This is a genomic window from Robertmurraya sp. FSL W8-0741 (assembly GCF_038004005.1).
GTDB lineage: Bacteria > Bacillota > Bacilli > Bacillales > Cytobacillaceae > Robertmurraya > Robertmurraya siralis.
The window spans coordinates 2,506,952-2,527,414 of sequence record NZ_JBBOQG010000001.1 but is presented as its reverse complement, the minus strand read 5'-3'; the positions used below and the strand labels follow the sequence as shown (position 1 = coordinate 2,527,414).

General features: G+C 37.8%; 20 protein-coding genes and 2 riboswitches. Of the genes, 10 read left to right on the top strand and 10 right to left on the bottom strand.

The window, feature by feature from the left end; translation table 11 throughout:
- Positions 1 to 37 precede the first annotated feature (37 nt).
- Positions 38 to 397 (bottom strand): aminoacyl-tRNA hydrolase, encoded by a 360-nt coding sequence (locus NST02_RS12245; protein WP_095306254.1) that lies wholly within the window; start codon positions 395 to 397, stop codon positions 38 to 40.
- 241 nt (positions 398 to 638) lie between these two features.
- On the opposite strand from NST02_RS12245, the gene NST02_RS12240 reads away from it, so the two are divergent.
- Positions 639 to 1,208 carry a cell wall hydrolase gene (locus tag NST02_RS12240; protein ID WP_137743080.1) on the top strand — a complete coding sequence of 190 codons (570 nt, stop codon included), beginning with the start codon at positions 639 to 641 and terminating at the stop codon, positions 1,206 to 1,208.
- A gap of 22 nt (positions 1,209 to 1,230) precedes the next feature.
- Here the strand turns inward: NST02_RS12240 and NST02_RS12235 are convergent, their stop codons facing one another.
- A complete protein-coding gene (locus NST02_RS12235) occupies positions 1,231 to 2,010 on the bottom strand; it encodes an N-acetylmuramoyl-L-alanine amidase (RefSeq protein WP_095306256.1) in 780 nt (259 codons plus the stop codon).
- Between the two features lie 1,117 nt (positions 2,011 to 3,127).
- Here NST02_RS12235 and qoxA point away from each other — a divergent pair.
- Genes qoxA through qoxD form a run of 4 tightly spaced genes read left to right on the top strand, consistent with a single transcriptional unit; the run spans position 3,128 to position 6,975 of the window.
- Entirely contained in the window at positions 3,128 to 4,111 is a 984-nt protein-coding gene (gene qoxA, locus NST02_RS12230; RefSeq protein WP_137743081.1) for a cytochrome aa3 quinol oxidase subunit II, read from the top strand.
- A complete protein-coding gene (qoxB, locus tag NST02_RS12225) occupies positions 4,101 to 6,077 on the top strand; it encodes a cytochrome aa3 quinol oxidase subunit I (RefSeq protein WP_095306258.1) in 1,977 nt (658 codons plus the stop codon). The genes qoxA and qoxB overlap by 11 nt, the downstream gene beginning before the upstream one ends.
- Complete coding sequence (qoxC, locus tag NST02_RS12220; RefSeq protein ID WP_095306259.1) at positions 6,067 to 6,672, top strand: cytochrome aa3 quinol oxidase subunit III; 606 nt, start codon at positions 6,067 to 6,069, stop codon at positions 6,670 to 6,672. Before qoxB ends, qoxC begins: the two co-directional genes overlap by 11 nt.
- The gene (gene qoxD, locus NST02_RS12215; protein WP_095306260.1) at positions 6,673 to 6,975 is read left to right on the top strand and encodes a cytochrome aa3 quinol oxidase subunit IV; all 303 of its coding nucleotides are present in this window, start codon (positions 6,673 to 6,675) and stop codon (positions 6,973 to 6,975) included.
- 48 nt (positions 6,976 to 7,023) lie between these two features.
- Here qoxD and NST02_RS12210 read toward each other — a convergent pair whose 3' ends face one another.
- Positions 7,024 to 7,272, bottom strand: a complete 249-nt coding sequence (locus NST02_RS12210; protein WP_340949082.1) for a hypothetical protein — start codon at positions 7,270 to 7,272, stop codon at positions 7,024 to 7,026.
- Between the two features lie 616 nt (positions 7,273 to 7,888).
- Here NST02_RS12210 and NST02_RS23780 point away from each other — a divergent pair.
- Positions 7,889 to 8,086: a hypothetical protein gene (locus NST02_RS23780; protein ID WP_095306262.1), complete on the top strand. Its 198-nt coding sequence runs from the start codon at positions 7,889 to 7,891 to the stop codon at positions 8,084 to 8,086.
- Positions 8,087 to 8,585: 499 nt separating this feature from the next.
- Complete coding sequence (locus NST02_RS12200; protein WP_212933303.1) at positions 8,586 to 9,452, top strand: VanW family protein; 867 nt, start codon at positions 8,586 to 8,588, stop codon at positions 9,450 to 9,452.
- 14 nt (positions 9,453 to 9,466) lie between these two features.
- Here NST02_RS12200 and NST02_RS12195 read toward each other — a convergent pair whose 3' ends face one another.
- The 3 genes from NST02_RS12195 to NST02_RS12185 form a co-directional block, all read right to left on the bottom strand.
- The gene (locus tag NST02_RS12195) at positions 9,467 to 9,610 is read right to left on the bottom strand and encodes a Fur-regulated basic protein FbpA (RefSeq protein WP_137743084.1); all 144 of its coding nucleotides are present in this window, start codon (positions 9,608 to 9,610) and stop codon (positions 9,467 to 9,469) included.
- Between the two features lie 84 nt (positions 9,611 to 9,694).
- A riboswitch (SAM riboswitch) is annotated at positions 9,695 to 9,800 on the bottom strand.
- Between the two features lie 57 nt (positions 9,801 to 9,857).
- Complete coding sequence (thiT, locus tag NST02_RS12190) at positions 9,858 to 10,430, bottom strand: energy-coupled thiamine transporter ThiT (RefSeq protein WP_340949081.1); 573 nt, start codon at positions 10,428 to 10,430, stop codon at positions 9,858 to 9,860.
- A 58-nt stretch (positions 10,431 to 10,488) separates the two neighbouring features.
- Positions 10,489 to 10,587: riboswitch (TPP riboswitch) on the bottom strand.
- Between the two features lie 614 nt (positions 10,588 to 11,201).
- The gene (locus NST02_RS12185; RefSeq protein WP_340949080.1) at positions 11,202 to 12,410 is read right to left on the bottom strand and encodes an alanyl-tRNA editing protein; all 1,209 of its coding nucleotides are present in this window, start codon (positions 12,408 to 12,410) and stop codon (positions 11,202 to 11,204) included.
- 130 nt (positions 12,411 to 12,540) lie between these two features.
- On the opposite strand from NST02_RS12185, the gene NST02_RS12180 reads away from it, so the two are divergent.
- On the top strand, positions 12,541 to 12,714 hold the full coding sequence (locus NST02_RS12180; RefSeq protein ID WP_170211212.1) for a hypothetical protein: 174 nt from the start codon (positions 12,541 to 12,543) through the stop codon (positions 12,712 to 12,714).
- An 88-nt stretch (positions 12,715 to 12,802) separates the two neighbouring features.
- Here the strand turns inward: NST02_RS12180 and NST02_RS12175 are convergent, their stop codons facing one another.
- Positions 12,803 to 14,164 carry an aspartate kinase gene (locus NST02_RS12175; RefSeq protein ID WP_137743086.1) on the bottom strand — a complete coding sequence of 454 codons (1,362 nt, stop codon included), beginning with the start codon at positions 14,162 to 14,164 and terminating at the stop codon, positions 12,803 to 12,805.
- Between the two features lie 234 nt (positions 14,165 to 14,398).
- Between NST02_RS12175 and NST02_RS12170 the strand changes: the two genes are divergently transcribed.
- The gene (locus NST02_RS12170; protein ID WP_095306270.1) at positions 14,399 to 15,583 is read left to right on the top strand and encodes an MFS transporter; all 1,185 of its coding nucleotides are present in this window, start codon (positions 14,399 to 14,401) and stop codon (positions 15,581 to 15,583) included.
- A 19-nt stretch (positions 15,584 to 15,602) separates the two neighbouring features.
- Here NST02_RS12170 and NST02_RS12165 read toward each other — a convergent pair whose 3' ends face one another.
- A complete protein-coding gene (locus tag NST02_RS12165) occupies positions 15,603 to 16,391 on the bottom strand; it encodes an ABC transporter ATP-binding protein (RefSeq protein WP_095306271.1) in 789 nt (262 codons plus the stop codon).
- Positions 16,392 to 16,621: 230 nt separating this feature from the next.
- Complete coding sequence (locus NST02_RS12160) at positions 16,622 to 17,614, bottom strand: zinc-binding dehydrogenase (RefSeq protein WP_095306272.1); 993 nt, start codon at positions 17,612 to 17,614, stop codon at positions 16,622 to 16,624.
- Between the two features lie 421 nt (positions 17,615 to 18,035).
- Between NST02_RS12160 and NST02_RS12155 the strand changes: the two genes are divergently transcribed.
- Positions 18,036 to 18,953 (top strand): MerR family transcriptional regulator, encoded by a 918-nt coding sequence (locus tag NST02_RS12155; RefSeq protein WP_170211213.1) that lies wholly within the window; start codon positions 18,036 to 18,038, stop codon positions 18,951 to 18,953.
- Positions 18,954 to 19,174: 221 nt separating this feature from the next.
- On the opposite strand, the gene NST02_RS12150 is transcribed toward NST02_RS12155, so the two are convergent.
- A complete protein-coding gene (locus NST02_RS12150) occupies positions 19,175 to 20,323 on the bottom strand; it encodes a CaiB/BaiF CoA transferase family protein (protein ID WP_170211222.1) in 1,149 nt (382 codons plus the stop codon).
- Positions 20,324 to 20,463 lie beyond the last annotated feature (140 nt).

Sequence of the window (20,463 nt, the reverse complement as noted above, 5' to 3'; positions counted from 1 at the left end):
CATGAGGCCATGTGAGAGCAAACCGCACATTTATTCCTCAGTACAGGGAGAACTCCCCGATAAATCTTTGCCCAATGATTCTCGGCATCGGAGGAAGGGAAACCACAGTAAGTGCCCCAGTCGGCTCTTCTTGATAGCTTTTGTCCCTAATTGTATAAAAACCATTTTCCTTAAGCTTAAAAAGCTCTTCTTCCGTTCCTTTTAACACAACCTTGCTCATTCCCGATTGATACCATTCCACAAAATAATCGAAGTAATCAGGGAATTGGCAATTGCTTGCACTGACCATATTAATCGTGGAAATGGTTGCAGCGTGGGCTACTTGGGCTGCCACCTTCCCTGCTTCCATTTTCAAATCATGATTCACTACAAAATATTGAATGATTTCGTTATCCACTGTACCACCCCTCTGACAGCCTCCAAAATTCAACCTATATTATGTATACGGTATTCGGTAAATATTTATGAATTTTTCATTTTCTGACTAAATCCAACTATTGCAAATCGATGACAAACTTTACACTTCTGAAACTTGCCCCACTTGTAGCAACGGTTTAAAGACACTGGAAAATTGTAGAGGATGTTCCTCTCAATCTATCATGATACTGTATATAAGAATGTTGAAGGAGGTTTATAGTATGAAAAAAATCATTTCATTTGTCGCATTTTTAACTATCATCTTTGCTGGAGTAGGAAGCGGTCTAGCAGCAACACACACTGTCAACAAAGGTGATACTTATTGGAAAATCGGAATTCAATATGGGGTACCAGTAAAAGCATTGATGTCAGTTAACAATGCGGCAAATAGCACTTTAGGGATTGGACAAAAATTAACAATTCCCGCATCCTCAGTGACAAGTTCAGAAAAAGATTTATTAGCGAGGCTTGTTGAAGCAGAAGCGAAAGGCGAGCCGTACGCAGGAAAAGTGGCCGTTGCAACTGTCGTTTTAAATCGCGTCGACAGCAATCTTTTCCCAAATACAGTAAGTGGGGTTATTTATCAATCCAGTCAATTCACACCAGTAAGCAATGGTCAAATCAACAAGGCTGCAAGTACTGATTCGAAGAAAGCAGTTAATGAAGCTCTTGCTTTCCGTGGCCAAGGCAGCGGTTCCCTCTACTTCTATAATCCTGCCAAAACAACAAATACATGGCTACGTTCAAAAACAACAACGATCAAAATCGGAAATCATGTCTTTGCAAAATAAGCACCCGCATGGGTGCTTATTTTTATGAATTCCGCTGCACAATAATCACTTCATAACCTTTGTTTCTTGCCTCTTGAGCTAGCTGCTCGGCATTTTCCCTGATTGAAAATGCGCCAATTTGTACTTTATAAAGCCCATCCTCCTGAAAGATATGAGTCGTAAATCCGCTCGTAGCAGCACGTCTCGCAAGCTGAATTGCATTTTCTCCGTTTTCAAAAGCGCCGATCTGAACACGATAGAGCGTTCCTGGATTTGAATTCGTTTTTTTTCGCAATTGAAAAGCTTTTTCAAGCCCAATGACATGCCCTCGAGCAATGCTGGCTCGAAAACTAGCATTCTGCAATCTTGATGCGTCGGTTGCATGGTCGATAAAGCCGTTCTCCGTTAGTAGAGCAGGCATTCTAGTTTCACGAAGCACATGAAAATTAGCTGTTTTCATCCCTCGATCTCGAAATAAACTCTCCAAGGCAATTTCTGGGTGAATTATGCTTTGGTATCTTGCTGTTTGTGTGGGAGCACTAGTATGTCGAAAACTCTCAAAACCTGTACCGCCACCAGCATTAATGTGGATCGATAAATAATAGTCTGCTCCCCATGAATTTGCATCGTTTGTTCTCTGAGCGAGACTAACTGTCACATCACCAGTTCGACTCATTCTCACTTCAACGTTTTCATATTCATTTACTAATATATCCCGTACTCTCACAGCTATATCTAATGTTAGGGTTTTTTCTTGCAGCCCATTTCCTTGTGCTCCTGGGTCAGATCCTCCATGGCCTGGATCTAAATAAATTTTGACCATAATCATCACCTCTCTTGATTATATATGATGAAGTACGATTTTTTGCTTGTACCATTATCCAATCAAAGCATGATTCGTATAAAAGATATTTTCTTCATTTATAAATATGGCTATATGTGAATTGATGTACTTCATCAGAAAGATGAATTTTACAGCGGAACGCTCAAACCTTTTAAAGAAAATCGGACTGCAATAGAAAAACCGGGCAGAACATATAAAAAACATCATGACAAAAATTAGTTTTTACCAACTATAAATAGCAAATAATAGATTTTCAACAGCTTTCTTTAGGTTAATATTTTGGCTAACAGTTATGTTGGGAAAATTTTTTTGCAAAATCTTACTCTACCTGGAAAGGTGTTTCCAATCCTGCTTGCGATTCATATTTTCCTTTTTGAAATCTATCAATTGAAATAAAAATATCATTTTCAAACTTTTCACCAGAATCTATAAAAACATTCGTTCCCTACTTCCTGATTAATATTTTGGTTTATTTAATTCGTTCATTAGTCTGGTCATGATTCGAATCTCAACTTTCTTCTAAAATGTTAAACCAATCGACCTCAACATCATTTAAAGATTTGATATTATGACCGTTATTTCTCACACATTCCCCAGAAGCAGATTTATAAGAATTGTCCTACAGTTATCGCCGTTCCGCTTTAAATAGTAATCGAAGAAAAACGAGCAATAAAATGGATAATTATTCCTTACTTATTTTGTAACAATTATCATCAAATAATTATGTTATCATCATATACACAGTGTTAATGTATCAAAATAACCTTTTTCTTGATTGTGTAAAACTTTTTAGGCAAATGTGAATAAATGATCAAAAGCTTCGTTTCATTATTTTGAGCTTTGTTAAACAATTTTGTTGATACAACGATTTTTGGTTCATATCGTGTGAAACCAAGGTTTCACGCGCCTTTCAGTATAACCGAAAAGTCTTCTGATTCCATGAAACGAATTGTCTGCAGCATGATTTCAGACATCTTTATTTTTTTGATTAAGTTTGTGAATTTATGAACATTTTGTGACAATTTTTCGAATCTTTTATGTTTTTATCAAGCACTTTCGGGAAAAGAAACTTTATTGAATAAGGAGTTGACATTGAATGAAAAAAGGATTATTTGCCTTTTTGACAACTGCACCTCTGCTATTCCTTAGTGGTTGTGAGTCGAAATTAGTTGTCTTCGACCCGCAAGGCCCAGTGGCAAGAAGCATTACAGAATTAATCAACTGGTCTTTAATTTGGATGCTCCTTGTAGTCGTTGTCGTTTTTGGATTATTTGGTTATATCGTCTGGAAATATCGTGAAAAAAAAGACAATTTAGACTACGAACCACCTGATGAACATGGAAGTACCGTATTGGAAATTATCTGGACAGCAATCCCAATTCTTATCGTTGTTGCCTTAACCATTCCTACTGTAAAGACACTCTATGCATTAGAAGAGGTACCACAAGGCTATGAGGATAAGGAACCAATTACCATACATGTAACTTCTGCTGACTGGAAGTGGATTTTTAGCTATCCAGAGGAAGGAATTGAAACAGTAAATTACGTTAATATTCCTGCAGACACACCTATTCTGTTTAAATTAACATCAGCGAGTACGATGCAGTCCTTTTGGGTGCCTGCTTTAGGTGGTCAAAAATATACGATGGGAAAAATGGAAACTGAGATGTATTTAATTGCTGATTACCCTGGTTCATACGAGGGACAGAATACCAACTTCAATGGCCGCGGCTATGCGGATATGAAATTTGAAGTATTGGCGCAAACTCGTTCTGAATATGACAAATGGGTTCAGGAAGTAAAAGAAACTGCTCCAAAACTAACTGAAGAAGAATACGAAGAGCTACTGAAACCAACTCATTTAGGTAGATTGACTTTTTCAAACACACATCTCGACTGGGTAAATCATGCTGACCACAATTCAAAAACATATACACACCCTGAACTTTATCGTGGGCATGGCTACCAAGGGAAAATATTTGAAGAAGAGGACAATTACAGAAATAAAACGAGTGATGACATAGACGAGCATGATCATCAAGAAGACACAGAACACGGAGGTGACCACAGTGGGCATTAAATGGGATGAATTTTTTATTACAGGTGATCCATTAATTTTAGGTTCACAAATAGCGATTGTTTTAACCATGGTCGGAATCGTAGCTGGAGTCACCTATTTAAAGAAATGGAAGTGGCTTTGGTCTGAATGGATTACAACAGTTGATCATAAACGTATTGGGATTATGTATATTATTTCTGGTGTGTTAATGTTTTTCCGTGGCGGGATGGACGGTCTTTTAATGAAGGCTCAAACATCAAGACCAGAAATGGAATTTTTAGATGCTCAGCATTACAATGAAATCTTCACGACTCATGGCGTCATCATGATTCTCTTTATGGCAATGCCAATGCTGATCGGGATTATGAATGTTGTTGTTCCCCTGCAAATTGGAGCTCGAGATGTTGCATTCCCACAATTAAACGCATTGAGCTTTTGGCTATTTTTCGGTGGTGCGATGCTATTTAACATCTCTTTTGTTATCGGTGGCTCTCCTGATGCTGGGTGGACTTCATATTTCCCTCTCGCAGGAAAAGAGTTTTCGCCTGGGATCGGAAACAACTATTACGCCGTTGCCTTGCAAATTGCCGGAATCGGAACATTGCTATCAGGAATTAACTTTGTTGTAACGATTTTAAAAATGCGAACGAAGGGCATGACATTAATGAAGATGCCTATGTTTACTTGGACTTCTTTCATTGCGTCTGTCATCATTATTGCTGCCTTCCCTATTTTCACGGTTGCTTTAGCATTAATGACCTTTGATCGCCTTTACGGTGCCCACTTCTTTACATTATCTGGCGGCGGCCTTGATATGCTTTGGGCAAACCTTTTCTGGCTATGGGGACATCCAGAAGTATATATTTTAGTTCTCCCTGCTTTCGGGATTTATTCAGAAATTATTTCAACATTCTCTCGAAAAACATTATTTGGTTATAAATCAATGGTTCTATCAATCTTAATCATTGCACTCTTAAGTATGGTTGTTTGGGTTCACCATTTCTATACAATGGGATCAGGACCTGCAGTAAACTCCATTTTCTCCATTACAACAATGGCAATCGCCGTCCCAACGGGAATAAAAATCTTTAACTGGCTCTTTACGATGCGCAAGGGCCGAATTAAAATGACCAATGCGATGCTTTGGTCGCTGGCATTTGTCCCTTGTTTTATTATTGGAGGCGTAACCGGGGTCATGCTTGGAATGGGTGCAGCAGATTATCAATATCATAATACGTTGTTCCTTGTTGCCCACTTCCATTACACAATTATTCCTGGTGTCGTTTTTGCTGTGTTTGCTGCTCTATATTATTGGTGGCCAAAAATGTTTGGTTTTACACTAAACGAGAAAATCGGAAGATGGCATTTCTGGTTGTTTGTGATTGGCTTTAACGCAACATTTATGCCAATGTTCTTCCTTGGACTTGATGGTGCAGTTCGTCGTTCTTATACCTACTCTGTAGAATCAGGATTTGCACCGTTATTCCTTGTTTCAGCTTTAGGTTCTGTCATATTGGCGCTTGGATTTATCGCTTTCTGTTACAATATTTATTGGAGCATTCGCCATGCCGACCGCAATATTACAGGAGATCCTTGGAATGCTCGCACGCTTGAATGGGCAACTGCTTCCCCTGTTCAACCTTATAACTTTGCAAAGCTACCTGAAGTAGATGGACTTGATCCATTTTGGAAAATGAAAAAAAATAATCAAGGTTTAACGATAAAAGATAGTGAAATTAAAGAAATTCACATGCCATCAAACTCCGGTCTTCCATTCATTATGGGAGTGGCCTTTGGAGTCGCAGGGTTCTTCCTTGTATTTGAGTGGCATATTGCTGCCGCGATTGCTGCAATTGGAATTATCGCTGGCTTGATTTACCGCTCCTTCGATTATGATGAAGGTTATCATATTCCAGTTGATGAAATTAAAGAAACGGAAAGCAAGTGGAGAAATGTGGAAGGAGAGGTGCATAATTATGTCAAGTAAGATCGATTATTCCTTGCCATTAGAATATCAAACTGAACAAAACCGTTTGAATATACTAGGCTTCTGGATTTTCCTTGGAGCTGAAATTGTTTTGTTTGCAACTCTCTTCGGTGTATATGGGGTCCTTTACCAGCGCTATGCTGGTGGTCCTACTCACCAGGATATCATTATGATTAAAGATGTTCTTATTCAAACCGTTCTCCTGTTAACAAGTAGTTTTACGATGGGGATAGCCATCTTTGAGATGCGGCGCCAGCAATTGAAGGGTCTTATTTTCTGGCTTGTAATCACTCTTCTACTCGGTGCAGGATTTTTATTCATGGAAATTAATGAATTTATTCATTATGTACATCTGGGAGCTACTATGCAAACAAGTGCTTTTCTCTCCAGTTTATTTGTTTTACTTGGTACACATGGAGCTCACGTAACATTTGGAATTATTTGGGCAATCATGGTTATCATTCAATTATTACGCAGAGGCTTAACACCAACGACTGCTCGAAAAACATTTATAATTGGTCTGTACTGGCATTTTCTTGATGTTGTCTGGATTTTTATCTTTACCTTCGTGTATTTAAAAGGGATGGTGGGCTAAATGGAGAAACATACAAATCGCTTTCCAATCAGCCATGTGTTAGGATTCATCTTTTCCTTAATCCTTACCTTTGGAGCAGCATATATTGCTTTAAAAACGAGTCTATCCTTTAAAGTAATTATGTGGATTATCGGCACACTGGCAGTCCTCCAAGCTGGAATTCAGCTTTTCATGTTCATGCACTTGCGTGAAGGTGAAGACGGAAAAACAAATGTAATTAATATTGTTTATGGAGTATTCATGGCTGTTGTTATCGTCGTCGGTTCGATTTGGGTCATGTCAGCTGGTCATGCTGCTCATTAAGAGTAAAAATCTATAATTCCTAAACAAAAATAATACCTCGAGCTTTCTCTACAAGCTTGAGGTTTCTTTTTGTTTATTTATATCTTCACCACTTGCCTCTTCCATCAACGGCAAGAACAACCCGAATCCAAATAAAAGCATAGACGAAACGATGATACTAATTCCGATTGACAATTGATAAGGAGCGCTGGGACCGCTTACAAAGAAGCTTGATAAAAATACGAGAAAGCCAAAAAAGATTCCGATACTCGTCAATTTTTTAAAGAAAAGTAAATTCTTAAGCTGTTTTTCAGTCATCCATTTCATCCCCTTTACCATTATTTAACGAAAAGTTCACAAATTTGTCAAACTTTTTTTTATCAAGCCCCTAAAAAAGAGGCTGTCCACGGGGAGTTGTCCATTCTACTGACTTTTTCAGTGGTATTAATGGAGAGGTGTATTCGGACAGAACGGGGATAGCGAGAAAGACATTTGTCCGAATGAAAGGTGTATTCGGACAGAACAACGAGTGAAACTTTTAAGGTCAAGTCCGAATAAGCTCCCAATTCGACTAACTAGAATAAATGAAGTCATCCCGTAGGAGTCTTCGTGCCTTCCGTTCCAATCAACCTATATTAAATCTTTTTTGGCTTATCAATCCATTTAATTATAATAAAGTATTTAGAAACTGCCGCGACGGAACTAGAAGGAAAGATAGAAGCATTAACTGAAGACATTGAAAAGGAACCCGAAACAATATTCGTAAAGAGAAACGAAAAGAACGTAGTCAATTAAAGAAAACGGTGAAGTTCATCCGCGATAGCTTCTTACCTAGACTGGCTAAATATAAAGAACAGATTCAAATCTTCGGTGTTCATAATAGTAATTCTCAAACGGACAAAGACGCACCTTCATGGGCATGAAGGTGGATCATATGAAAAATGGTCAACTAAAAGCAGGATATAACATACAGGTGGGAACGGAAAACCAGTTTATTTTGTTTTACACGATTCATCAACGTCCAACAGACACCCGTTGTTTTATCCCACATGTGGAGAAACTATCGTCCATTTCTTTACCAATGCCTAAAACTATTATTGCTGACGCTTTGATATGGAAGCGAAGAAAATGATGTTTATGCAGTTGGGGAAGAGAAAGAACCAAAGTTTGAATTTCTAATCCCTTAAGGATCGTACATACAAGAAAAGATACGTAAATATAAAAACGATATCAAAAATGCAAAACACTGGACATACCGTGAACTTTTTGGAAATGAACTACATTCACTCCGTAAGGTAAGGCAATTCCTTGCGCTATTATCGTAGCCGTGAATACTAAATTGATCCGATATTTGTAAAAGGTTTGTAAGGATAATCGCAGTAGAAAAACAAAAAAGCTGTTTATAAATATTGCCTTTAGTAAAATCATGAGCTTCATTTAGAACACCTTTTTTCGTCTGCTTCCCATTATTTCGGACTTTTATGAAGAATGCTATTGAAAAGCTCGCGGAAATCAAGAATAATTTCTTCGCAAAATAAAAAAAATAGACTGAGTCAAAGAAAACTTTATTACTAGCACACCCAAAATGTCATGAGCGAAAAATGCGAATAAAGGATTTTAGGAGGAGCAATATGTACGTTTCGTGGATTCTCAGTCTACTCTTACTGATCCATCCTCAAAATGGAGTACCGCTAAGCATTACAGAAAATAATGATACGATCACAATAGTGAAACGTCAAGAAGTTATGATTCCAGCACCGGGTCTCGAGCTCATTGATCCGGTGAAATATGAACAATTACTTAGACAGATTGAACAAAACGTTGAAAAGAAACCTAAAAACGCAACACTTAGCGACTCCGGGCATATCATCCCAGAAAAAGTGGGCTACAAACTTAATCGCCATGTATTTACGGAAGCCTTTTTTCATTATTATTTTCATAATCGATTAACGACATTGGAAGTGCCAAAAATGTTGGTCTATCCGAAAGTAGATAGTGAGCTTCTTTCCATCATTAGAACTAAACGATTAGGACAATACAGGACATACTTTAATTCAAAAAATAAAGCCCGCTCAAAAAATATTGAATTAGCGGTGGAAGCCATTAATAATCAAGTTGTGTTCCCTGGAGAGATTTTTTCATTCAATAAAGTAGTCGGAAAAAGAACCGCTGAAAGAGGCTATATGAAAGCCCCTGAGATTGTAAAAGGCGAATTAATTGATGGAATTGGTGGAGGTATCTGTCAAGTTTCCTCCACTCTCTTTAATGCAGTAGACCTTTCAGGTGTAACAATGATCGAGCGTTACTCACATAGCAAGCATGTGCCCTATGTTCCACCAGGTAGAGACGCTACTGTCAGTTGGTATGGTCCAGATTTTTCCTTTAAAAACGAATATAATCAACCTATTTTGATTCGTGCAAAAGTTATTGGAGGTATGGTGATTGTGTTTGTGTACTCATCGGAAGATATTAATTATAAGCCACAGAAAATTTCTTAATGCCTCCAAGCATCTTAACCATCATTCCCTTTATTTTGCATGATTTTTTTTAGTTCCTGCTCCAAATCAACAATAGGTAATTCAAATAGCTGCTTATCATTGATCTTATAGATTCCAAAGTCAAGCAATCTTTCAATGAGCAGATCTCTTTCATTCATTATCTATTCCTCCTTGCGAGCGAAAAAAAACCTCTTCTTATCAAGATCCGTTCAAGTAAGAAGAGGTTTTGCCTTTAACCGCTCATCTTATCTTTCAAGCAATGCTTGTTGGAATTGGCACAGTTCTCTTGAAACGAGTCTGTTGCCGAGGTTTCTTAGGGCCAAATCCCTCCGCCTCTCTGGATAAGTGAAATTAATCATATTAAATTTATAGGATTACTATAAATCAGTTCAATCATTCTGTCAATCATCTAATAGCACGAACTTTGATAAGTCTAGGGGCATTACTTAATAACGCAAGTAAAACTATCGCACATAAAATGGCTGAACCCAGCATTGCACCTCCATTAACAACGAGCGAATATATAACCGGAGACATACCTTCTGGTGCATAGCTCCCCCAAAAGATGATACCTGCTAAGAAATGCCAAAAATACCGGGCAATACTTCCAACAAAAATGGCAATTACTACCCAGCTAAGAGCCTTCTTTTTATTTCCTTTTTGGAACTCTGCTTGGATAGGTTTAATGAAAAAGCCAGCGAAACCTATAAAAGCAAAGGCCACAAAATATTCAATTAAAAATTGAATAGGCGTTAAGAAATAAGCATCACCTACTGCAAACTGTAATAGTCCCCAGATGAATCCCGCGAGAAAACTAACTTTAAGGCCCCAGCGAAAAGCTAAAATAAATATAGGTACCATTGCGAAAGAAATAGATATCCACGGACCGAGGTCAATAGATGGAAGTAGGTCTAAAATTAAGGCAAATGCAGCAAAAAAAGATGCCTCAATTAAAGCCAATAAACTTAGTTTTTTCATAAAAAAATCCCCCTTTTTTTCAAACGAAAACACAAGGGAGAACATGATGAGATCATATCTAAATAATCATCCACATCCCTGCGCTAGCATTAACTAACAGGTTCAAAGGGTCAGAACTAATGTTCACTCTCAGCTATAAGCTCCCCTTGTGGTTTCCGTTATAAATTGTCTCACACAGTATACCTTAATTCTCCCTATTTGTGTAGTAGTTCTTTGAATCAGAATAATATTTCAGGAAATATCGGAAAATAAGGGACACAAACTTGTGAGGTGCACAATGAAAAAAATCACCTTTATCCCTGTTTTTCTCCTTATTCAATCATTAACGAATCTGGCAAATGCATTCAGTCAAAAAGATATGTAAGAAGCCTTTATTAAAAAAGACAATCTGTTGACCTTTGTAAATCATCGGAAAAAGCAAATTACACATTCAGGATGTTTTTGGTAATGTAAAGGAGTTTTTTGTCGTGCCACAAAGCTTAAAATTGACAATAAGAATATTATGTCAAATAATATGGTTTTTTTTAATTACTCAGCGATTGGGAAATGGCTTTCATTCATCGTTGCACCGACAGCTTCTTTGGTGATGGAGGATTGTCGAGAAATGATAAGACTTTGGATATATTAAATGAAATGATTTATGGAGTAGGTTCACCTTTAAAAGATATATTAGCGTATATTGGCAGTGGAGGAGGAGCTAATTATTTCTAACATGATTCGATCCATTTCCCTTCTTCAGGTTTGAAAAGAGAAATGGATCGGCTAAAGACTTTAAACCTTAGGGCTTGAAAGCAAATTCTGCAACTTGCTCAGGATTTCTCCCCCAGTTATTTTAAGTTCACCTCCGCCCTGAACTGTCGATTCACTCCCACCACCTTTCCCATTAATAAGCGGGAAAATCTCATTGGCGAGCGTTTTCATATTTATTTTTGCTGCCTTGTCACGCGAAAAAACGAACTGGATTTTATCGAGATTCTCGGTTATAAAGAACACATTAACTCCTTGTCCGTGTTCAATCATGATGTGAGCGAGTCTTTGAAGCTGTTGAAACGATCGATTTGTAAACACTTTTGCAATCACTTTTGCTCCAGACCAGTCCTTCAATGACTTCATTAATTGTTCAGCTTCCAGCTGTATACATTGTTCTTGTAAATCTGTGATCACTTTAGCTTGCGATTTGTTTAAATCAAGAAGTTTTTCGGTAGCAATTGGCAATTGTTTTTCAGAAGCGCTTAGTAATTGGCTCAACTCTTTCAAAATAGAATGCTTCTGTTGTAACTGGGTTTTAATTCTATCTCCACATATAAAATGGACTCGGACTTTATTCCTCTGCTTCTCCCAATCAAGAATCTTAATCATCCCAACTTCTCCTGTAGATGATGGATGTGTTCCGCCACATCCGTTGTAATCATAACCGGGAATTATGACAAGACGAATATTCTCTGTTACAGACAATTCTTTTCTTAACTTATACTGTGCCGCTTCAGATTGAGATACCCATTTTGCTTCAATCAGACGATTTTCAAGAACAATTTCATTGGCTCTCCTCTCTGCTTCAAAAAAAAGTTCCTCTGATATTTGCCCTTGATCAAGATCAATTGTCGACACTTCTTTACCGAGATGAAAGCTCACCGTATGAATCTGAAATAATTCTTCAAAGGCAGCTGTCAAAATATGCTGTCCAGCATGCTGCTGCATATGATCAAACCTTCTTTGCCAATCAATCTCTCCACTAACTTTTTCTATATTTGCTAGTTTTTCTTCTACATAATGGCGTACTTCACCATCTATTTCTTCCACTTTTACAACCTTTCTCCCGTTAAGGGTTCCGGTATCAAAAGGTTGTCCTCCACCAGTTGGATAAAAAGCAGTAGCATCTAATACAACATACCACTCACCATTTTCATCCTGTCTTTGTCCTCTCCCCTTAGCAACAAATTCTTTAATGTATGCATTTTTATAAAATAGCTTTTCCGTCATTTTCAGATGTCCTCTCAAGTTCTTTTTCTATCTCATTATGTAATAATTTTAACTAAAAATACAGAAACTTGAATAAATATTTTTTACTAGGCGAAGATATAGATAATCATAATAGAAAGGAGGTCATAGTATGGAAGTTACAATGAGTTCTGCTGAAGTACTGGAAGAGATCAAGCGCTTAAACTCAAATGGCTCCAATATGAGCAAAAAATTTGTTAAAAAAGCAAATCCAATTCTTATGAGAAGTGCTCTTCATTATTTTCCCGATTGGGAGAGTGCAATTGAGCGAAGTATTTCTAGCTAGAGTAATTTTGTAACATTACATAGTCTATGGCCATTTCAAACCTTTAGCGAAAAGACAACACGTTCTCGTGTTGTCTTTGTGGACCCATTTAAATAAGGACTGGTGTAAAAAACTCTTCGTAAATCGCCTTCACCGCTTTTTTCTCATTGGCTTCCTTTACACCGAACATTAAACTGACCTCAGATGAACCTTGATTAATCATTTCAATATTAACCCCTGCACTTGCTAATGCTTGCGCTGCTCTTGCAGTAATCCCAACATTTTGCTTCATTCCTTCTCCTACAATCATAATGAGCGAAAGATTATGTTCAATTTTCACCTCATCCGCACAAAGTTCATTTTTAATCCGCTCCAAAATATCCTCTTCTGTTTCTGGATGGAGCTGATCTTGCCTTAGGATAATCGTCACCTCATCAATTCCAGATGGGATATGCTCATAAGATATTTCATACTCTTCTAAAATAGTAAGAAGTCTCCGACCGAAACCAATTTCTCTATTCATAAGATACTTGCTTACATAAATACTGCAAAATCCTTTATCACTGGCAATGCCTACAACGGGACCAGTCGATTTTTCTCGATGATGAACAATCTTTGTACCAGGTGCAGAGGGATTATTCGTATTCTTTACATGAACCGGGATACCTGCGCGGAATGCAGGGATAAGCGCTTCATCGTGAAAAACTGAAAAACCGGCATAGGATAATTCGCGCATTTCCCGATACGTGAGCTCTGATATTTCGTTTGGATTCTCCACAATATTTGGATTTACTGAATAAACAGCGTCGACATCAGTGAAATTTTCGTATAAATCTGCTTTCACTCCATTAGCCAGTATAGAACCTGTTATATCTGAACCGCTTCTGGAAAAGGTGGCAATGGCACCCTCTTTCGTATAGCCGAAGAATCCTGGAAAAATCAAAACTCCATTCTTTGCTCTTAATGAATATAGATGCTCATATGATTCTGGAAGAACTTGAGCATGACCTGCTTCATTCGTCACATACAAGCCGGCATCCTTTGGATTAATATATTGTGCTTCAATGCCTCTATTTAAAAAAAACTGCGCTACCAACTTAGCATGGCTATCCTCACCACTTGCTTTAATCGCATCAATAAATTGATTGCGGTTTTCTTGACTACTATTCAATAATTCTACTAGATGGGAGCGAATTTCATCAATAATTTCTGAAGGCAAATCCAGTTCATGGGCAATGCTTGCATATCGCTCTACAACTAAAGAAACTAGTTTCGTAGCATCCTCACCGCTGAGCACTTTTATTGCACATTCAATCAATAAATCTGTCACTTTAATATCTTCAGCGTACCTTTTCCCAGGTGCCGATACCACAATTATCTTCCTTGCCGGATCTGATTTAACAATCTCTAAAACTTTTTCAAGTTGGGCACCTGTTGCTAAAGAAGAACCTCCAAACTTAACCACTTTCATTCCAGACATCCCCTGTTAATTTAATTTTCATTTGCAAATATTAAAATTTAGTACTTATTATCACCCTAAATGAAGAAAGAATCAAGACTTTTTCTACCCACAGTGAACATTTGTTTTTTTGGAGAGGAATAATTGTGGTTAACTGGAAAAAAATAAGCACCATTATGGATTTTTATTGTAAATGATGTAATATAATATTTAGGGTTTCTAAATATATATAGAAAGGAGATTTACATGAGCCAATCAATTCCAAAAGAAGCAGCGAAAGAACACATACAATCTGAGAAAATTTGGACGAAAGATTTCTCCTTAATTGTATTCTCGAATTTCTTTATTTTTCTTGGCTTTCAAATGACCTTACCGACCTTGCCCTTATTTGTTGAAGAACTTGGTGGCAATGATCAATTAATTGGATTGGTGGTCGGGATCTTCACATTCTCTGCCTTAGTCATGCGACCATTTGCCGGAAAAGCACTTGAGACAAAAGGAAGAAGATTTGTTTTTATGACCGGCTTGGCCATTTTTATTTTGTCGGTCGCTACATACGGTCTAGTACACAGTTTAATCTTTCTTTTTATTATGAGAGTGGTTCAAGGAATTGGATGGGGATATTCAACAACAGCATCTGGAACGATAGCAACTGATTTGATTCCAGCCAATAAACGTGGAGAGGGCATGGGCTATTACGGACTGTCAGGGAATATTGCTTTAGCCTTTGGTCCTACGCTTGGACTAGCATTAGCTGGAAAAATATCGTTCACACAATTATTTTTAATATGCGCCTTACTGGGACTCGTTTCAATTATTCTTGCTTCCTTTATTCGTTATAAAAAAATTGAGCCTATTACAGTGGCTCATAAAAAATGGGATCTCTTTGAAAAAACAGCTATTCCTCCTTCGTTATTACTCTTTTTTATAACGGTCACATTTGGCGGCATTGCATCATTCTTACCCATCTATGCATTACAAAAAGGAGTTTCTGGGATTGAATGGTACTTCCTTTTGTATGCACTTGCTTTGCTTGTCTCAAGAACCTTCGCAGGTAGATTATATGACAGAAAAGGTCATCGCGCTGTATATATCCCGGGTACTTTACTCATTATTATTGCTATGGTCCTACTTGCATGGCTGCCCAACAGCTACCTCCTTTATAGCGCTGGAATATTGTATGGATTAGGATTTGGCACAGTCCAACCAGCTTTACAAGCATGGTCTGTTAAAGAATCTCCTCCACATCGAAGAGGGATGGCAAATGCAACCTTCTTCTCTTTCTTTGATTTAGGGGTTGGTATCGGCGCCATCTGCTTTGGTCAAATTGCCCATTGGTTTGGCTATAGCAGTATTTATTTTGTTTCAGCAGCGTCGGTGTTCATCTCTATTTTAATCTACATGATCATTTTGAGAAGCAATCGAGCTTAAAAACGAGCTATCCTTATACTTAAGGGATAGCTTTCACTCTTTTCGTAATCAGCGGTCGACCATTATGCCAATGAACCTCCACTTCGACATTGAAAAATGCTGATAAAACAGATTGCGAGATCATCTCAACTGTCTTTCCAGACGAAAATACTTCCCCTTTTTTTAAAAGCAATGTCTTCTGAAAAACAGGTAATATTTCATCAACATGGTGGGTCACATAAATTAAAGTTGGTCCAGAGTGTTTTAAAGCAATCTCTTCAATGACTTCTAATAAGTGTTCTCTTGCGATAAAATCAAGACCATTTGTCGGTTCATCTAAAATAAGGAGTTCTGGCTCATTCATAAGTGCACGTGCAATTAAAATTCGTTGCCGCTCACCTTGTGATAAGGATGAATATTGGCGATTAGCATAGTCAATGCTGCCAAGACTTTCTAATAGATCGATTGCCTTCTGGCGCATTTCGTCAGTGGGGGTTTCATATAACCCGATTGATGTAAATGCACCGCTTAAGACAATTTCAAAAGCGCTATCCGTTTTATAAAAACGTTCCTGCAGAGATGATGAAACGAGGCCAATTTTACGGCGAATCGATTCACGAATATCGACTCTCCCAAACTCTTTCCCGAAAACAATCGCCTTACCGCTTGTTGGAAAATGATAGCCGTTTAAAAGATTAAGAATTGCTGTCTTTCCTGCTCCATTTAGCCCAAAAAGAACCCAATGCTCTCCCTTTTCAATTTGCCAATCGAGCTCATTTATGATTACATTTCCATCTCTCTTTAACGTAATCCCTTTTAAAGATATCATTCATATCCATCCCTTTCTTTATAAGACAATCATCAGTACAGCGATCTTGTATATGATAATCTATCCCTATATATTATACTGAAAGATTTAAATTTTCCATCAATTCATCCGGATATAAAAAAAGAACTCTCCAATTATGCTAATCTTACAAAAAACGACAACAGGCTCGAGCGTATCATTCTCAAGCCTGTTGTCGACACTCTGAAAAAGGGATGAATCCCATTGTTTCATTATCCAATTGAAAACCCAATTTTTCCAAGCTGTTCCGCTTTTTCCATTCTCTCAAAAGCTTCTTTGAATTCGCTCAGCTTATAAACTTTATCAATCACTGGCTTGAGCTCATGTTGTTCCATAAATTGCAGCATTTCTCTATATTCTTCTCCGCTTCCCATCGTAGAGCCATACATGTTAAATTGACCGTAGAAGAATCTTCGCAAATCAAATTGAACAACGTCGCCGGCAGAAGCACCAAACGTAACAATTGTTCCTCCTGATCGAAGCTGATCAAGCGATTTATTAAACGTTGCCGCGCCAACAGATTCAATAATCAAGTCCATTTTTTCTCCTGCAAGGGCGCTACTCCAATCTTCATTGCTGTCAAAAGCTTTCGCAGCTCCCATTTGCATCGCCCATTCGCACTTATCGATTGAACGAGAACTAACATAAACAGTTGCTCCGACAGCTTTTGAAAACTGCAATAAAAAGGTTGCCACTCCACTTCCAATTCCAGGAATCAATACTTTCATTCCTGCTTTGACCTTCCCTCTCGTAAAAAGAGCACGGTATGCAGTCAAGGCAGCTAACGATATAACACTTGCCTCATCCCATGTTAAATACTCCGGTTTATGTACAGCATTTTCAGCAGGAATGACAATTTTTTCTGCAAATGTTCCATGGTAAGGAAGACCGATGATTTCAAAGCCTGAAGGTGGTGCATCGCTCTTGTCTCTCCAACCCAACCCAGGATTAATCATTACTTCATCACCTATTTTGACATTTGTCACTCCCTCTCCAATCGCTTCAATGATTCCTGCTCCATCTGAACCGATGATTAAAGGCGGATCTGATTCTTTATGACGAGTCAAAGTAAATAAATCGCGATGATTCAACCCTGCCCCCATTAATTTTACTCTAACTTCTCCTGCCTTAGGTGCATCTTCCTCAATCTCTCGATATGAAAGACCATTTATCCCTGTTTTCCCCTCATGAACTAATGCTTTCACAGCTGTCACCTCTTTAAAATTTATATTTCTAATTCATATGATACTCTGTCACGTTACAGAAAAAAACCATTACGCATGGAAAATGCTTGCATAAATTAATCGAATCATAATCCGACAAATTATTTCGAAAATATAGTAATTTTCAGATAAATCCACTCCCATAACACGATAAATTCGAAAAAAGAAGGCAGAAATGGCGGGAAATGTCAAGTATTGCGCTTTCCCGAGAAATAATGAGCCATAATAGTGGGATCTGTTTGAAGTTCCATTATAGCATATCCCATGAGTTGTACCTCAGGTAGAAAGCGTAAATTTTTTGCAGATTCTTTTCTTCTTTTGATAGGTTTTGTCACATGGCAGGAAAATGAACACCTTACAACAGAATATAGTTTATAACAAAATTAAAGAAAGGATTGAAAATATGCAAACGGGTAAAATGGTAAGAGCATATTCAATTAAAGAGGTTTCCAAAAAAATCAATATTCCTACTGGTACGATTAGGCAATGGGAAAAGGATCTTAATGGTCTTTTAGTAATTCCGCGTACAAAACAAGGAGCACGATTTTTCACAGAAAACGAAATCAATTTGTTAAAAAAGGTTAAAGAAATGCGTGAGCAAAATGTCAGTAAAGAAATGATCCGCACATTATTACAAAAACACTTTGCAAACCATTCAGAGCATACTTCTGAATCATTCGAAACTGGATTATCCGTTCCCTCCGTTGAACAGAATGAAAGAGAGTTGCCCTCTCAATTACATGCTTCTGAAGTATACTCGATCATGGATTTATACAAACAGGATATCGTCAATGAAATCAAACAAGAATTGACTTTCAATCAACAGCAAATAACAGAAAATCTTAAGGCAGAGATTGCTTCTTCCTCCCTTCATTCTATTAAAGAAATTTCAAAATCGATTCAGCGGGCAAATGACAAACGTAAAGGCGAGCTCCTAACACTTTCGAGTGCCATCAGCGAGGCATCAGAACATACTTCCGAATCATTCGAAGCCTTATCTGAACAAGTTGCTGCCTCTTCACAGGATACTTTTGAAAGAATCACGGAAAAATTAAACGAAACCTCTGCCTTTACAACAAAAGAACATCATACTACATGGAAAAAAGTGTCGAGAACGATGACGGATTCAAGAAGAGACGTGAAACGATTAATAGGAACACTCGAAACAAAGCAAGACACAATCCTTAATAAAGTCAATGAATTGCAGCAGTCGGCACAGGAAATACGAGATCGGGAAGAAGCCTTTCAAGGAATGCTTTCAACGTATCGAGAAGTCGCAGCAGGAAAAGCAAAAAGAAAAAGTTGGTGGAGATGGTGGTGAAAAGAAAACTTAGGATGCTGCTACAGAACCATTAAGCTCGAGTCCGTTCCTGCATAGATTATTTGATCGAGTTTTCCTTCAATCCTCGCGCTGTTTTACTCAATTGATGGTGTAATCATCCGCTTTACGAGAGGTGTCCACCTTTCTTCATAATGCTACATGATTAGCCTATTCTATTCTGAAAAAAAGAGACCGTAGGCAAACCCGAAAATTTCAGTTTGTCACGGTCTACCTTCACTCATTTTTTTTAGTTCATAAATGATCTCCTCGTTGTTTTCGCCAAGTGAAGGAGCTTGTCGAAAAGTCTTGACCTTTGCTCTTGAAAGTTTTATTGGGTTGGCAATTTGTCTCATTACACCCGCTTGTGGATGATATACTTCTTCGATCATTTGCCGATGCTTGATTTGCGGATGGTCGAGCATTTCCTCCAAAGTCAAAATTGGTGAAACACAAGCATCAACATGCTCAAATAACTGCTCCCATTCTTGTAACGTTTTTTCTTCAATACTCGCTTGTATTTCGTTTATCATCTTCATTTGTTCTTCATCTGGGGCCTCATGATATGGAATTAATTCTTTTTTATCAATAACACGACAAAATTCCTCCCAAAACTTAAATTCCAATGCACCGACAGATAAGAACCTGCTATCTTTTGTTTCGTAAATTTGATAGCATGCCCGCCCACCATTTAAAAGATGTTCCCCTCTAGGAAGCTCTTTGTTCATCGTTAAATATTCAGGGAGAATAGCCTGCATCCATGATATTGTTCCATCAAGCATAGAAATATCAATAAACTGTCCCTTTCCTGTTTTTCTGGCATCAATAAGGGCAAGGAGAATTCCAATCGTTGCCATTAAGGAACCGCCACCAATATCACCAATTTGTACAGGTGATAGTATTGGCCGCCCCCCTTTCTCTCCCTGCAAGTTTAATAATCCTGAAAAGCTTAAAAAGTTGATATCATGACCAGGAACATCTTTATACGGACCCGATTGACCGTAGCTTGTTATAGCACAATATATTAATTTTGCGTTTACCTCCTTTAAATCTTCGTATCCAAGCCCAAGCCTTGCCATCACTCCTGGGCGAAATGATTCCAATAGAACGTCAGCACTCCTTACTAAATCTAGAAATATTTTTTTATCCTCTTCATTTTTGAGATTAAGAGCAACGCTTCTCTTATTACGATTTAGCGAATGAAACATAGCACTGGAATGAGTAAATTTCGGTTCATATAAGCGGGCATAATCACCTAAATTAGGCTCTTCGATCTTAATTACATCAGCTCCAAAGTCTGCTAATAATAGCGAAGCATATGGCCCAGGCAACAGTCTCGTTAAATCCAATACTCGCACTCCATTTAATGGCATGGACAAAGTATTTCACTCCTTAACTAGGATAAATTATCATAATTGTAACAATATTCAGTCATTTTTACAATTAGTATATTTTTAACCAGAAATTCAAATCAGTACATTATTTTCACAAAATGGTGCTATTTCTGATAATT